The following is a 14,354-nucleotide window of genomic DNA, read 5'->3' as shown; positions in this document are numbered from 1 at the left end:
ACTATCCTACTGGTTTGCAACCAAAGAGCCGCGTACCAGTTTTGGTGTAATAAAGATCAGTAACTCTGTTTTATTGATCTGGTCAGACTTGCGTTTAAACAACCAACCAACGCCAGGCAGATCGCCCAGTAGCGGTACTTTGTCTACTACATTGCTGTTTTCATTTTTGAAAACACCACCCAACACAATAGTCTCGCCATCCGGCACCACCACAGACGTTAACAGCTGATTAGTGTCTATGCTTATATCACCAGTAGGTAATATCTGGCCCAGCGTATCCTGAATTATTTTAAGATCCATGGCAATACGATCACCTGGGTTGATGCGTGGAGTGACTTCAAGGCTCAAAACCACTTCCTTGAATTCAATATTAACTTCGTTATCCTCTACTGTCTGGTAAGGAATTTCAGTACCGGACTGGATTTTAGCCGCCTTACCATTAGTGGTCATGACTTTTGGCTGCGACACTATCTCCACTTGGTTATCCGATTCCAGAGCCGACAACTCCAATGCCAACAGACTGCTTGAGCCTGGTTTGAAACCGATAGCAATAGAGCCCGGGTTAGTCACATTCGCACCCAGATCTACCTGCAGGCCGGCAGCAGTTGGCGGCGCGCCAAAGTTTACCGAGCCAACATCACTATTCAGGATCCAGCCTTTACCATCATCAACATCGTTGTAGCCAAAACCCCATTTCACGCCAAGGTTTTTCTGCACGTCAGTAGAAGCCGTCACCAAGCGCGCTTCAATTAGCACCTGCTGAACTTCCATATCAAAGCGTTTCAAAGTTTTACGAATTTCGGCGATACCTGCATCGGTTTCCCGCACCATCAGTACGTTCGTTTCATCATCCGCCATGGCAAAACCACGCTCAGATATCAACTTTGCTGCCTGCACGGTTTTCAGCATCTCGGATGCTTTACGGTAATCGATCTGGATAAACTCAGTGCGCAGCGGCGCGAGTTCTTCAATGGTTTGTTTGCTTTCCAGCTCTTGCTGTTCCTGTTTCGCCAGTTCAGCGATAGGGGCAACTAGCAGCACATTGCCTGCTGTACGCTGCCCAAGACCACGGGTTTTCAGAATAATATCAAGCGCTTGATCCCAAGGAACATTTTTCAAACGCAGGGTGATATTGCCGCCGACTGCGTCACTCACCACCAGATTCAACTCTGCCACTTCAGCGATAATCTGCAACACTGAGCGCAGTTCAACATTCTGGAAGTTCAAATCGATTGGCTCACCATTGTAGGGGAACAAATCACGCTCGCGCTCTTTCTTTTCCTGAGCTGTCAGCGGTTTAAAATCCAGGATCAAACGATTGTCCGTCTGAAAAGCCAGGTACTCGTATGGCTCGGCACTCGGTTTGATCAGAATACTGGAGTTAGCCCCTTTACCCATGGTATCGATAAACATCACCGGAGTAACAAAATCCTGCACGTCAACACGCTGCTGCAGTGCCGCCGGAAGTTTGGCTCCCATCAGATTCACAACAACGTTGTTACCCTCTTCAACGATGTCCACGCCCGCATTGGCATCTGACAACACAACAGTGACTCGACCAACGCCACCCTCTTCACGCTCAAAGTCCACACCCTGTACACGAGTACTTTCTATCACCGGTGCTGTGCCAGCATCAGCACCAACTACGTTAGCAGCCGCTGCAGGTGCAGCCTTCAATCCTGAAGCTCCCTTGATCACAACAAACAGACTGTTGCCATCAACGTAGCTGTCATAACCAGCGGCCTCATACAGATTAGTGACAATGCGCAAACGGCCTTCACTTTCTGCGAAGTTCACCACATCCACCAGGCCTTCTTTAACATCCAGGGAACGGGCACCTAAACGGTTTTCCGCGCCTGAAACATCCAGCACTAGTCGTGAGGGTTTTTTAATCATATATGCCTTTGGTGCAGCAGGCGGACCATCAAAGTTGAATTTTAATTCAACCCCTCCCCCGGGCAGTGCAACAAAGTCGGCAGTGGTCATAGAAGCGGCAGTGGCAACACCAGGCCCAAAGCAAAGCGCCATAAGCACCAATGCTGCAGAAGTTTTGCCATAAACCCGGGCCAACAACCCTGAAATTACAAGTACGAATCTTTTCACGATACTGTCCCTTATTCCTGCTCTTCCAAGGCTAGCGTGCGTGATCGGTACATCCAGCCGCCGCGACCATTTGAGATAATTTCTTTCAGTTGGATTTTGCGCTCATCCAGAGCCACTACTTCACCAAAGTCGAGGCCCAAGCGATCACCGACTGTCACCCTATGCACTTCAGCGTTCGGATCACGTATCAATGCCCATGACGATGGCTTGCCACGTTTAAAGATGATGCCCACCATCTCCAGATCATCGACGGAGAAGGTTTCCAGATAATCTTTGATACGCTCCTTGTTAGGTTTGATGCCATTATCCACCGCACCATTTCCATCAGCACCTGCAATCGCCTCAGGTGTAACCGGCAGCAGAGGCCTGAAAGGCTCACGCATACTAGCACCTTCATAGACAAAGCTTTCATAAGGCTTTGATTCCGGCAGAGGCTCAATCCTGCCCGGAGCCGATGCCTTCGCTTTCTCCACAAACACCTTCAAATCATCGGTACCTTCAACCCAATCTACACAGCCCGTCAATAAAATAGACACAGACATCAGACTAAGGAGTTTTTTCATCTTTTGGCTCCTCACTTAGTATCGTCATAACGGTAGGTTTTGGCACTGATGGTCATACTGAGCGACCCACCAGATGGCTTAATATTGTAGTCATGCAGCGTCACAATACGCGACAACGCAGCGATACCACTGACAAATTGGCCAAACTGATGATAAGCCCCCTGCACCACAATATTAATCGGCAATTCGATGTAAAACTTCTCTTTACGTTCCGATGCCAAAGCAATGGTACCAATATCCAATCCGACACTGGTACCCAGGTTCGTGATATCTTCCAGCAAACCCGGCACTTCCTTTTCTGTGGGCAACTGTTTCAGGATCGCAGCAAAGCGCTCCTCCACATCGGCCATCTGCTTTTTCAGCGCTGCCAAATTGGCCACTTCAAAAGCCTTGGCTTTGTAGGTTTGGCGCAGCTCAGTCTCTTTTTTGATCTCGCGTTCGAGCTTAATCTTTTTGTCTTCAACATAATAAAACCAGCCACCAACCGCTAGCAGGCAAATAATCAGAATATAAGAGACTATTTTAATACCAATCGGCCAATCGCCAGCCTCAGAGAAGTCCAGCTCATTTATATCAAAGCCTTCGAATGCTTTTTTCAACTTATCCATATCACTCGGCCTCAGGTTTCGGCTTACTGGCATCCACTGCCAGGACAAAGTTTTTCACGTTATTGCCCTGCCGGGTAACTTTGCTGAGGTTTGGCTCACCAAACCAGACTGAAGCATCCATGTTGCGCATTAGATTGGAGACTTCAAGGTTATTATCGGCATTACCCGTGATGGATATTTTTTCGCCTTTCTTAGTAACCGATGAATAATACAGATCATCAGGCATGACACGTACCAGCTCATCAAAGGTTCTTACAATAACTGGGCGGGTACCCTGGAGCTCCTCAATGGCATTAAGACGTTCAAGTAAACGCGCTTTCTGCTCTTTAAGCTTGTTAATCTCTCTGATTTGCTCATCAAGCTTGGCAATTTCAGTGCGTAAAAAGCCATTACGATCATCCTGACGGCCTTTCATATAATCAAAGTAATAGCCCATGGCAAATACAAGCACACCACCCAAAATAATGGAAACCACCACATTGGTCAGGAACTGTTTTCGCCTTTGCTCTGATCGCTCTTCACGCCATGGCCGAAGGTTAATTTTTGCCATTATCGACGTTCCTTATTCTTCAAATCCACGAATCGCCATACCCAATGCTTTCAGCAATGCAGAAGCATCTCGCTCCAGGCGCACACGATTAACCTTACTATTAACAGCCATATCATTGAATGGGTTTGCCAGCAACGACGGCACACCCACTTCTTCTTCGATAATACCTGCCAACCCCTCAATATTTGCCACGCCACCCGCTAAAAGCAGCCGGGTAACTTCACTGTGCGCACCTGAAGAATAGAAAAACTGCAGCGCACGGGAAACCTGCTGAACCACGGTCGACCGGAATGGCAACACCAGCATCTCATGAATTTCCTGAGAAAGCTCACCAGCCCTTAAGGCCTGCTCAACCTCTTCCAGCGACATGCCATACTGCGAGTGAATCGAATGGGTTAACTCATTCCCGCCAAACGCCTGCTCACGGGTGTAAACAATGGTGTCGCCACGCATTACATGCAGGGTTAGAGTCGATGCACCAATATCCACAACACCGACCAATGGCGCATCGTCCTCACTTGGAGGCAGCATGAAATTAACCGCACGTTCCAGCGTGTAAGTATCAACATCAACCACCAGGCACTGAAGCCCACCCTCGGTAATCACATCTTCACGCTGTTCGACATCATCCTTACGGCAAGCCACCACCATAATTTCGTTCAAATTAGGCAATGGTGATGGGCCAGTCACTTCAAAATCAAGCGCCACCTCATCTAACGGATAGGGAATAAACTGATCAGCTTCAATTCGAACCTGATCTTCAAGATCACGCTCCGTATAAGCTGAGTTCATTTGAATACTTTTAGTAATGACCGCAGAAGACGGCACAGCAGTAATAGCCTGAACAGCCTTACTACCAGAGATACGCAGCGCTTTGGTGATTGCCTCAGACACTGCTTCGGAGTCTTGGATATTACCATCATTAATCGCGGCTGCGGGCAGAGTTACCACCGCATACGCCTGAAGAGAATACCCTTTCCCCTGCCTGGATAAAGCGACCAATTTGATCGAAGAGGCACCGATATCGACACCGACAAACTCTCCGGACTTTTGCTCCATAAAGCCAAACACAGACAATATCCTTACATGTAATGGTTTTTAACGCACCCGCCGCCAAACCCAGCAAGTACCACTTTAAGAATTAAATCCTGCCTCCGGTGGAGTAGCAAGCCAAGCTGTAGGTATAATGCCGGTCACTGCCTTTTTTGAAGACTAGCACAACACTATATGTTTTCGCTGTTAAAACTACTGTTTAAATTGAGTATCGCTGGCACTCTTGCCTCAATTATCGCGATTGCTGGCGTATATTTCTACTTTACTCCACAACTGCCCGACGTCCAGACGCTTCGGGATGTTCGCTTGCAGACGCCGTTGCGGATTTACTCATCCGACAACAAACTGATTTCGGAGTATGGCGAAAAGCGACGCACACCTATCAGCTATAGCGAAATCCCCACAACATTTATTCATGCCATCCTCTCTGCCGAAGATAGTCGTTTTTTCGAGCATCCCGGCATCGACATCAAGGGCCTGGCACGCGCAGCCTTCCAACTTGCCTCCAGCGGCCAGATCCAGAGTGGCGGCTCCACCATCACCATGCAGGTGGCCAAAAATTACCTATTAACCCGGGAGCGCACCTTTACCCGCAAATTTATGGAGATCCTGCTATCGCTGCGCATTGAACAGGAACTCAGCAAAGAAGAGATCCTAGAACTATACATCAACAAGATCTACCTGGGTCAACGAGCATATGGCATTCAAGCCGCCGCTAATGTCTATTACGGCCAAGACATTCAGGACTTGAGCCTTGAACGTTTGGCAATGATTGCCGGACTACCAAAAGCACCCTCAGCGTTTAACCCTATTTCCAACCCCAGCCGGGCTTTAGAACGACGTAATTGGATTCTACAACGCATGCACAGCCAGGGTTATATTGATGATCAAGCCCTGGAAGAAGCCATCAACCAACCCGTCACAGCCAAATACCATAGCAGCGACATAGAGCTCAGTGCACCCTACCTAGCGGAAATGGTGCGCAGTGAGCTTTACGCCCAGCTCGGCGAAGCACTGTATACTGACGGCTACAAAGTTTTTACAACCGTCAACAGCGAGCTACAGGGCGCGGCCAATAGCGCTTTAGTTAAAGGGCTCGTGGCATACACCGAACGACATGGTTACAAAGGCGCTGAACAACAGACTGACTTAACGGATATAACATCCGAGCAACAAATAAAACACCTGCAAGGAATTCCAGCTTTTGGCGGACTTGAGCCTGCATTGGTTATCAGTCTGAATGATGAAGCAAAGACCGCCGACCTACGGCTTAAAGATGGCAGCCAGCTAATACTGGAATGGGACGGTATGCAGTGGGCGCGCCCCTTTAAAACCGTCAACTACACTGGCGCCAAGCCCAAACAGCCGAGCGATATTCTCAAGGCCGGAGATATCATTCGCCTGCGCTGGCAGGAAGACAAAGCCATCCTCACCCAGGTGCCCAATGCTCAGGGAGCACTGGTATCAATGAACCCCGATAACGGCGCCATTATCTCTCTGGTAGGTGGGTTCAGCTTCACCCAGAATAAATTCAATCGTGTTACTCAGGCTGCACGTCAGCCGGGTTCAAATTTCAAACCATTCATCTATGCCGCCGCGCTCAATCAGGGCTACACCCCCGCCACACTGATCAATGATGCTCCGATCGTATTTCATGATAACCAGCTGGAAGGCAACTGGCGGCCAGAGAATTACAGCAAACAGTTTTATGGTCCGACCCGACTCAGAGTCGCCCTGTACAAATCCCGTAACCTGGTTTCGATCCGGCTGCTCCGCGCCATCGGCATAAATACAGCCCTGGATTTCCTCGAACAAATAGGTTTTGACAGAGAAACCCTGCCGAAAAACCTCTCTTTGTCTCTCGGCAGTGCCGATATCACACCACTGCAACTTGTCACAGGTTATGCCAGCCTGGCCAATGGCGGCTATCAGGTTAAACCGTACTTTATTGAGCGGGTAGAAAACGCAGAAGGGGAAGTGCTGTTTAATGCGACCCCTGAGATTGTCTGCCAGAATTGCCAGCCAGCCCTGGCCGAAGGCTCGGCCTCAGCGGCAGAAGGGCAGGTATTTACCGATCGGCCTCTGGCATCCAGAGTCATTGACGAACGGGTTGCGTACATGACCTACAATATGATGCAGGATGTCATTCGCCGCGGCACAGGCACGAGAGCACTGGCTCTCAACCGCCAGGACTTGGCAGGGAAAACCGGCACTACCAACGATCAAAAAGATGCTTGGTTCTCTGGGTTTAACCGCGATGTTGTCACCACTGTCTGGGTAGGTTTCGACCAACCCACAACCCTGGGTCGCCGCGAGTTTGGTGGCACCGCCGCGCTACCAATCTGGATTGACTACATGCGAGAAGCACTGCGAGATCGCCCGGAAAATGGCCCAGTACCCCCCGAAGGCATTGTCAGCGTCAAGATAGATCCAATCACGGGCAAGCTGGCATATCCTGGCCAGGAAGATGCCGAGTTTGAAGTCTTCCGTGAAGAAGACACCCCAACAGAGGTTGCCAACCAACCCGGCAGCATCAATCAGAACCAAACCACTGAAGGCCTCTTCTGATTTTTATTTCATAAACACCAGACCCAAAAAAACCCGGCCGTAGCCGGGTTTTTTTTATACAGACCCGATCAGGACAGTGGATAATTAGCTGGCATTGGCAAACGCGCCACACCAGTATCAATCGCAGCCTGCGCAACCGCTGTCGAAACAGCACCCAGCAAACGGGAATCAGTTGCTTTAGGAATGATGTACTCACGCCCGAATTCCAAAGAATCCAAACCATATGCAGCCAGCACTTCCGGCGGCACAGGCTCTTTCGCTAGCTCAGCCAGGGCGCATACGGCTGCCGCTTTCATCTCTTCATTGATTGCAGTGGCACGAACATCCATAGCACCACGGAAAATGAACGGGAAGCCAAGCACGTTATTCACCTGATTCGGGAAATCAGAACGACCAGTCGCCATAATCACGTCATCACGCACAGAATGCGCCAGCTCTGGACGAATTTCAGGATCAGGGTTAGCGCAGGCAAATACCACCGGAGTTGGTGCCATTTTTGCCAGCTGCTCAGCAGACAGCAGATCCGGACCGGACAGCCCAACAAACACATCAGCACCGTCGATCGCATCATCCAGGGTACGCTTGTCAGTTTCGGTAGCAAACGCAGCTTTTTCAGGCGTCAGATCATTACGACCAGAGTGAATCACACCCTTACGGTCGATCATGTAGATGTTTTCTACCTTAGCGCCCATATTGATCAGCAGTTTCATGCAAGCATTTGCTGCAGCGCCTGCACCCAGGCAAACAATTGACGCTTCGGACAACTCTTTACCGGCAATTTCCAGGGCATTGATCATACCCGCAGCAGTCACTATGGCAGTACCGTGCTGATCATCGTGGAATACAGGAATTTTGCAGCGCTCAATAAGCGCACGCTCGATTTCAAAGCATTCAGGTGCTTTGATATCTTCCAGGTTGATACCACCAAAAGTGTCGGCGATACGCGCAACCGTATCGATGAACGCCTGAGGGCTTTCAGCATCAACTTCAATATCAATTGAATCCAGGCCTGCAAAGCGTTTAAACAACAACGCCTTACCTTCCATTACTGGTTTAGAAGCCAGTGGACCCAGATCTCCCAGTCCCAGAATCGCAGAACCATTTGATATTACAGCGACCAGGTTACCCTTAGCGGTGTAACGGTACGCATTCTCAGGATCTTTGGCGATTTCACGGACCGGCTCAGCTACACCCGGGCTATATGCCAGCGAAAGATCACGCTGAGACTCTGCGGGGGTGGTTAGCTCTACACTGATTTTACCTGGGCGAGGAAACTCGTGGTAATCGAGGGCCGCTTGTTTAAAATCTTCAGACATAGCAGGCGTTCCATAATTTTGTTTATGTTGTCGAGACGCGAATCATATAGAAAAGGCCATTTCCGGACAAGTTAAATACCAGCAGGTGGTTATTTTTCCACCGCACAATTGTCCTGTATCAATCTAATCAACATCCCGAATTTACCTATGGTTCAGGCGCAGAGAGCAACCATGAAAAAACCAGCCAGGTTGTTAACGATACGTGATCTGAAATTCATTTTTCCTTTTGCCTTCCGATCCCCGACCCTGCACTAAAACCTAATCAACACAGCACCAATCAACACACTTAACTGTGGTACGCGCATCAAAACAGTGTGGTTTTATTGCAACAACCCATCTGGCAGCTGTTGCAGGCATGACACATAAGCAACCCTAGTCCAATGACGATATTCACTCACCACGAAATAGACAAACGCTACACCAAAACGCCCACCTGCCCATTAATCGCTTATGTATCAACCAACTAACCCTCTTCTACAAACTCTTTCCACTGTCACATCCAAGATTCCAAAGCAATTGGCACCACCCCTGCAATTGGCACACATAAGCGTTTTCCAGAGCTACACAGACAGACGCTGAGAAAACCAATCAACGCGGGGTCTGAATATTTTTCGGAGCACCTGCATGCAATCCAGACAACAAACAGGTGATAGGATGGGTAACAAACTCACAGCTCTTTTTATTGCAGCCTTAAGCACACCAGCCATTGCTGCTGCCGACATCAACGAAGCCAACCATGCACAACCACATTTCCAGGGCGGTCCATTCGATATATCGAGCTATATCAGTCAAACCTCTCCAATAAAAACAAGCAGTCTGAACCACGCAGTTAGAGAAATCCCCGGCGGAGCATTTGATCTAACAGGATACTTAAACCAAACCGCTCCGCCTCAACAGACTACAGCGCATAATGAAGCGAAAGCCGCACCGAGCACTCTGGCTAAGCACTACAATCTCAACCGATTATTCATGTCCGGTAGCAATCAAGCCGACATCTGATAACAGCAGCCGGCACAAACACAGACTGCAATAATGCCTTGCTCTACCCAGGTAAGGTAAAACCGGTTCAAGTAAGCCAAAAAAAAGGCACTTCCCGTAGGAAGTGCCTTTTCTCGAAATAATGTCGGCAGAGAAATTTATTTTTTCAGGCCGCGAGCACCAAAACGCTTGTTGAAACGGTCGATACGACCACCAGTGGTCGCCTCTTTCTGCTTACCAGTATAGAACGGGTGACAAGCAGAGCATACGTCCAGGTGGATGTCTTTGCCCATAGTGGAACGCGTTTTCATGACATTACCGCAAGAACAGGATGCAGTAATTTCAGAGTATTCCGGATGAATATCAGCTCTCATTGTTAACCTCAATTGGCTTCATGCCGCCACCTGATCTTTGTCTCAGGCACCGCATTGATTTAAACAGTACCGAATAGCGGCACGTTGAAGTAGGTCGCGAATTATACGCACCCATATAGTCCATAGCAACAATAAAGAATACTGGTTCAAACACCAGCGACTGCGATAGTCTTGGCCAGATGAAAATACTTCGCTTGGCCATTCCCAGCCCCCTGCGCCGTCTGTTTGACTACCTGCCACCCGAAGGTATCGATCCGGACAGCTTACAACCGGGCTCAAGACTCAAAATCAGCTTCGGCAGACGCGAAACTATAGGCCTTCTGGTGGAAGTAAGCACTCACAGCGAAGTGCCCACGGCCAAACTCAAGCCCGCCAAATCCCTGCTCGACCTACAACCTGTCCTGCCGGATACCATTGCACGCCTGGCCCGCTGGGCCGCGAATTACTACCACCATGCCGAAGGAGATGCCCTACACCAGGCCTTGCCAGTAGCACTGCGCCATGGCGAACCTTGCGAATATCGACATAGCTGGTTCTGGCAAGCAAGCCCGAACGCGACACTGGATACTCTGGCCAAAAACGCTCACCGGCAACGAGAACTATTGGCTGTTTTATTAGCGCACCCTCAAGGCATCAGCCAGGAAGCCCTGCGAGCCGAGGGTTATGAACTGTCGCCACTAAAAGCTCTTAGGGAAAAACAACTTGCACTACGTAGCCAGCATAATCCGCAGCTACACCATGCGCATGCCACAGTAGATATTCTACGCCAGCCCTCCCTGGCGCTAAACGACGAACAACAAACCGCACTTGACAGCATCAGGCAGGAAGCTGGTTTCAGCGTCAGCCTATTAGACGGCGTCACCGGCTCAGGCAAAACCGAAGTCTACCTGCAAGCGATTGAACATATTCTGCACAAAGGTTTACAAGCCTTGATTCTGGTGCCAGAGATCGGCCTGACGCCGCAGACCATCGCCCGTTTCAAAGCCCGCTTTAACGTTCCGGTGGTTGCCCTGCATAGCGGCCTGACCGATCGCCAGCGCCTGGATGGCTGGCTGAAGGCAAGAGATGGCCAGGCCCGCATTATTATCGGCACCCGCTCTGCCATTTTCACACCCATGGCAAAACCCGGCATCATCATCATTGATGAAGAACACGACACCTCCTTCAAACAACAGGATGGTTTTCGCTATTCCGCCCGGGATTTGGCTGTATACCGTGGTCGAATGGAGCACATACCGGTGGTTCTCGGCAGTGCCACACCCGCCTTAGAATCGTTACACAATGCTCTGGAAGGCCGCTACCACTGGCTCAAATTAACTCAACGCGCGGGAAATTCAGCGCCTCCGTCGTTTGAGCTGCTGGATATCCGCCAGCAAACACTCAGTGACGGACTATCCGCAATCCTGATCGACAAAATCCGCCAGCATTTACAGCAACAAACCCAAGTACTGGTATTTCTGAATCGCCGCGGTTTTGCCCCCAGTCTGATGTGTCATGCCTGTGGCTGGATTGCCGACTGTCGCCGCTGCGATGCAAACCTGACCCTACATCGCCAGCCCCCCAGGCTGCACTGCCATCACTGCGACCAACAACACCCCATTCCACAACACTGCCCGCAGTGCAACAGCACTGAGCTACAACCGGTAGGCGCAGGCACAGAGCGCACGGAGCAAACACTGCAGGCACTGTTCCCCAAAACCCCCATACTGCGGGTCGATCGGGACAGCACCCAACGTAAAGACGCCATGCAGAATATCATGCACCAAGTACAACAGGGCGACCCCTGCATTCTCCTGGGCACCCAGATGCTGGCTAAAGGCCATCACTTCCCGCGCGTGACGTTAGTCGCCATTATCAATGCTGACGGCGGCTTGTTTAGTGCCGATTTCCGGGGCATGGAACGCACAGCACAACTGATTCTTCAGGTCGCCGGGCGAGCTGGCCGGGCGGATCATCCAGGCCAAGTGATAATGCAAACTCATCACGCCGACCATCCCATGTTACAAAGCCTGGTTGCTCAAGGTTACGATGCCTTCGCCACGCTGGAACTACAGCAACGCCATCAAGCGCAGCTGCCGCCATACTGCCACTATGCGCTCTTGCGGGCAGAGGCCACGCAACGCGGCAGAGCCGAAGCGTTTCTGGCTGCCGTGCGTCAGCAATTCGCCAGTTTTCCCAATACGGAAACAGCCCCCTGTCAGTGGTTAGGGCCTTTGCCCTCACCCATGGAAAAGCGCGGCGGGATGTTCCGGGCACAGTTGCTACTGCAGGCAAATCAGCGCAAACCTCTGCACCAAATACTGAGCCAATTGAGTGAATACCTGGAGCACCACCTGGAAGCACGCAAGGTTCGTTGGAGTATCGACGTCGATCCGATCGATACTTTTTAACCGCCCACTGCTGCAGGTGCTTAACAAAGCCATCATTTGCAGGGATAATACGCGGTTCTTCCAACCCCCCACGGTACTTCGAGGCACATGAAACAACATATCGCGGAACTGATTAACGCTGCACTCACCCATCTGCAACAAGATGGCACCCTACCTTCTGATCTGGCCCCCACCATTATGGTGGAGAACACCCGGGACAAGAGCCACGGTGATTTTGCATCGAACATTGCACTGACGCTGGCTAAACCCGCGCGCTGCAATCCGCGTCAAGTCGCTGAGAAACTGGTCGCAGCCCTACCTGCGTCTGATCAGGTTACCAAAACCGAAATTGCCGGCCCTGGGTTTATTAACTTTTTCATGAACGCCGCCTCTACCCAAGCGGTAGTAGCTGACGTACTGAACCAGGGCGAACAGTTTGGCCTAGCCCAAACACCTCGCAAAGAGCGGATTCAAGTTGAGTTTGTTTCCGCCAACCCAACCGGACCACTGCATGTCGGTCATGGCCGCGGTGCCGCCTACGGAGCTGCCGTAGCCGACCTGTTACAGGCCGCCGGGATTGAGGTGGAACGAGAGTACTACGTCAACGATGCCGGTCGGCAAATGAATATCCTGGCTGCCAGTGTCTGGTTACGCTACCTGGAACGTTGCGGTCAGACACTCACTTTCCCCAGCAATGGTTACAAAGGCGCCTATATTCATGATATTGCTGCAGGCCTGTTTGCGGACTACGGTGACAGCTTGAACCGGCCTGTGAGTGAGGTATTTGCCGATATCCCAGCCGATGAGCCTGCCGGGGGCGACAAAGAACTGCATGTTGATGCGCTGATTGAACGCACCCAACAACTGCTTGCAGAAGAAGATTACCGCACAGTCTTTAATGCAGGCCTAAATTCAATTCTGGCTGATATTCGCGAAGACCTGGGAGAGTTCGGCATCCAGTTTCAACATTGGTTCTCCGAACGTGGCCTGACCAGCGCAGGTGATGTCGATAAAGCACTGGCAAGCCTGCAGGAAAAAGGCCACCTGTATGAACAGGAAGGTAACCTCTGGTTCCGTTCCACCAACTTTGGTGACGACAAGGACCGCGTGGTCAAGCGTGCCAATGGCCAGACCACATATTTTGCCTCCGACATCGCCTACCACATGAACAAATTTGAACGTGGTTTCGATAAGGTCATCAATATCTGGGGCGCAGACCACCACGGTTATATCACCCGGGTAAAAGCCGCCATCCAAGCCATGGGCTATGACCCGGAAAAACTGGAAGTAAAATTGGTTCAGTTTGCCATTCTATATCGTGGCGAAGAACGACTGGCGATGTCCACCCGCTCCGGCTCTTTTGTCACCCTGCGGGAGTTGCGCGATGAAGTCGGCAGCGATGCCTGCCGGTTCTTTTACGTTACCCGTAAAGCCGATCAGCATATGGACTTCGACCTCGAGCTGGCGAAATCAGAATCCAAGGACAATCCGGTCTACTATATACAGTATGCTCACGCCCGTATTTGCTCGGTTCAGGACAAACTGGAAGCGGTCGGCTGGCAGTGGAATCAGGAGAATGGCCTGGCCAATCTGCCATTGTTAGCAACCGAACATGAAAAAGACCTGATCACCAAGCTGACCAAATACCCTGAGTTGGTAGAAAACGCGGCACTTAACTTTGAGCCGCATATGCTGGCCAATTACCTGCGTGAACTAGCCAGTGACTACCATACCTATTACAACGCCTACAAACTGCTGATTGATGAAACCGACCTGCGTGATGCCCGTATTACGCTGAGCCAGGCAGTCAGACAGGTACTCAACAATGGGCTGCGCCTGCTGGGCGTGAGCGCCCCGGAGCATATGTAACGC

General features: G+C 50.6%; 11 protein-coding genes. 4 read left to right on the top strand and 7 right to left on the bottom strand.

The window, feature by feature from the left end:
- Window positions 1-6: 6 nt before the first annotated feature.
- The 5 genes from pilQ to pilM are packed head-to-tail and all read right to left on the bottom strand — an operon-like array spanning window position 7 to window position 4,895.
- Window positions 7-2,103, bottom strand: a complete 2,097-nt coding sequence (pilQ, locus tag ACFVYJ_RS04845; RefSeq protein WP_419413914.1) for a type IV pilus secretin PilQ — start codon at window positions 2,101-2,103, stop codon at window positions 7-9.
- 11 nt (window positions 2,104-2,114) lie between these two features.
- Window positions 2,115-2,666: a pilus assembly protein PilP gene (locus ACFVYJ_RS04840; RefSeq protein WP_419413913.1), complete on the bottom strand. Its 552-nt coding sequence runs from the start codon at window positions 2,664-2,666 to the stop codon at window positions 2,115-2,117.
- A gap of 11 nt (window positions 2,667-2,677) precedes the next feature.
- Window positions 2,678-3,274, bottom strand: coding sequence for a type IV pilus inner membrane component PilO (locus tag ACFVYJ_RS04835; RefSeq protein ID WP_419413912.1), 597 nt, complete (start codon window positions 3,272-3,274; stop codon window positions 2,678-2,680).
- A 1-nt stretch (window position 3,275) separates the two neighbouring features.
- Window positions 3,276-3,824 (bottom strand): PilN domain-containing protein, encoded by a 549-nt coding sequence (locus tag ACFVYJ_RS04830; protein ID WP_419413911.1) that lies wholly within the window; start codon window positions 3,822-3,824, stop codon window positions 3,276-3,278.
- 12 nt (window positions 3,825-3,836) lie between these two features.
- On the bottom strand, window positions 3,837-4,895 hold the full coding sequence (gene pilM, locus ACFVYJ_RS04825) for a type IV pilus assembly protein PilM (RefSeq protein ID WP_419413910.1): 1,059 nt from the start codon (window positions 4,893-4,895) through the stop codon (window positions 3,837-3,839).
- Window positions 4,896-5,051: 156 nt separating this feature from the next.
- Here pilM and ACFVYJ_RS04820 point away from each other — a divergent pair, with 156 nt between their 5' ends.
- The gene (locus ACFVYJ_RS04820; RefSeq protein WP_419413909.1) at window positions 5,052-7,445 is read left to right on the top strand and encodes a penicillin-binding protein 1A; all 2,394 of its coding nucleotides are present in this window, start codon (window positions 5,052-5,054) and stop codon (window positions 7,443-7,445) included.
- Window positions 7,446-7,513: 68 nt separating this feature from the next.
- Here ACFVYJ_RS04820 and ACFVYJ_RS04815 read toward each other — a convergent pair whose 3' ends face one another.
- Window positions 7,514-8,761 carry a malic enzyme-like NAD(P)-binding protein gene (locus ACFVYJ_RS04815; RefSeq protein ID WP_419413908.1) on the bottom strand — a complete coding sequence of 416 codons (1,248 nt, stop codon included), beginning with the start codon at window positions 8,759-8,761 and terminating at the stop codon, window positions 7,514-7,516.
- A gap of 654 nt (window positions 8,762-9,415) precedes the next feature.
- Here ACFVYJ_RS04815 and ACFVYJ_RS04810 point away from each other — a divergent pair.
- A complete protein-coding gene (locus ACFVYJ_RS04810; protein WP_419413907.1) occupies window positions 9,416-9,760 on the top strand; it encodes a hypothetical protein in 345 nt (114 codons plus the stop codon).
- 137 nt (window positions 9,761-9,897) lie between these two features.
- Here ACFVYJ_RS04810 and rpmE read toward each other — a convergent pair whose 3' ends face one another.
- Window positions 9,898-10,113, bottom strand: a complete 216-nt coding sequence (gene rpmE / locus ACFVYJ_RS04805) for a 50S ribosomal protein L31 (RefSeq protein WP_419413906.1) — start codon at window positions 10,111-10,113, stop codon at window positions 9,898-9,900.
- A gap of 179 nt (window positions 10,114-10,292) precedes the next feature.
- On the opposite strand from rpmE, the gene ACFVYJ_RS04800 reads away from it, so the two are divergent.
- Both ACFVYJ_RS04800 and argS read left to right on the top strand, forming a co-directional pair.
- Window positions 10,293-12,503: a primosomal protein N' gene (locus ACFVYJ_RS04800; RefSeq protein ID WP_419413905.1), complete on the top strand. Its 2,211-nt coding sequence runs from the start codon at window positions 10,293-10,295 to the stop codon at window positions 12,501-12,503.
- 87 nt (window positions 12,504-12,590) lie between these two features.
- Complete coding sequence (gene argS, locus ACFVYJ_RS04795) at window positions 12,591-14,351, top strand: arginine--tRNA ligase (RefSeq protein WP_419413904.1); 1,761 nt, start codon at window positions 12,591-12,593, stop codon at window positions 14,349-14,351.
- Window positions 14,352-14,354 lie beyond the last annotated feature (3 nt).

The organism is Pontibacter sp. JAM-7, assembly GCF_048548695.2.
GTDB lineage: Bacteria > Pseudomonadota > Gammaproteobacteria > Pseudomonadales > Balneatricaceae > Neptuniibacter.
This window is presented reverse-complemented; position numbering and strand designations above follow the sequence as displayed.

Excerpts from the sequence above, each read along its gene's own strand:
- ACFVYJ_RS04840 (WP_419413913.1), bottom strand. The coding sequence starts at position 2,666 with ATGAAAAAACTCCTTAGTCTGATGTCTGTGTCTATTTTATTGACGGGC.
- ACFVYJ_RS04835 (WP_419413912.1), bottom strand. The coding sequence starts at position 3,274 with ATGGATAAGTTGAAAAAAGCATTCGAAGGCTTTGATATAAATGAGCTG.
- ACFVYJ_RS04830 (WP_419413911.1), bottom strand. The coding sequence starts at position 3,824 with ATGGCAAAAATTAACCTTCGGCCATGGCGTGAAGAGCGATCAGAGCAA.
- ACFVYJ_RS04820 (WP_419413909.1), top strand. The coding sequence starts at position 5,052 with ATGTTTTCGCTGTTAAAACTACTGTTTAAATTGAGTATCGCTGGCACT.
- ACFVYJ_RS04815 (WP_419413908.1), bottom strand. The coding sequence starts at position 8,761 with ATGTCTGAAGATTTTAAACAAGCGGCCCTCGATTACCACGAGTTTCCT.
- ACFVYJ_RS04810 (WP_419413907.1), top strand. The coding sequence starts at position 9,416 with ATGGGTAACAAACTCACAGCTCTTTTTATTGCAGCCTTAAGCACACCA.
- rpmE (WP_419413906.1), bottom strand. The coding sequence starts at position 10,113 with ATGAGAGCTGATATTCATCCGGAATACTCTGAAATTACTGCATCCTGT.
- ACFVYJ_RS04800 (WP_419413905.1), top strand. The coding sequence starts at position 10,293 with ATGAAAATACTTCGCTTGGCCATTCCCAGCCCCCTGCGCCGTCTGTTT.
- argS (WP_419413904.1), top strand. The coding sequence starts at position 12,591 with ATGAAACAACATATCGCGGAACTGATTAACGCTGCACTCACCCATCTG.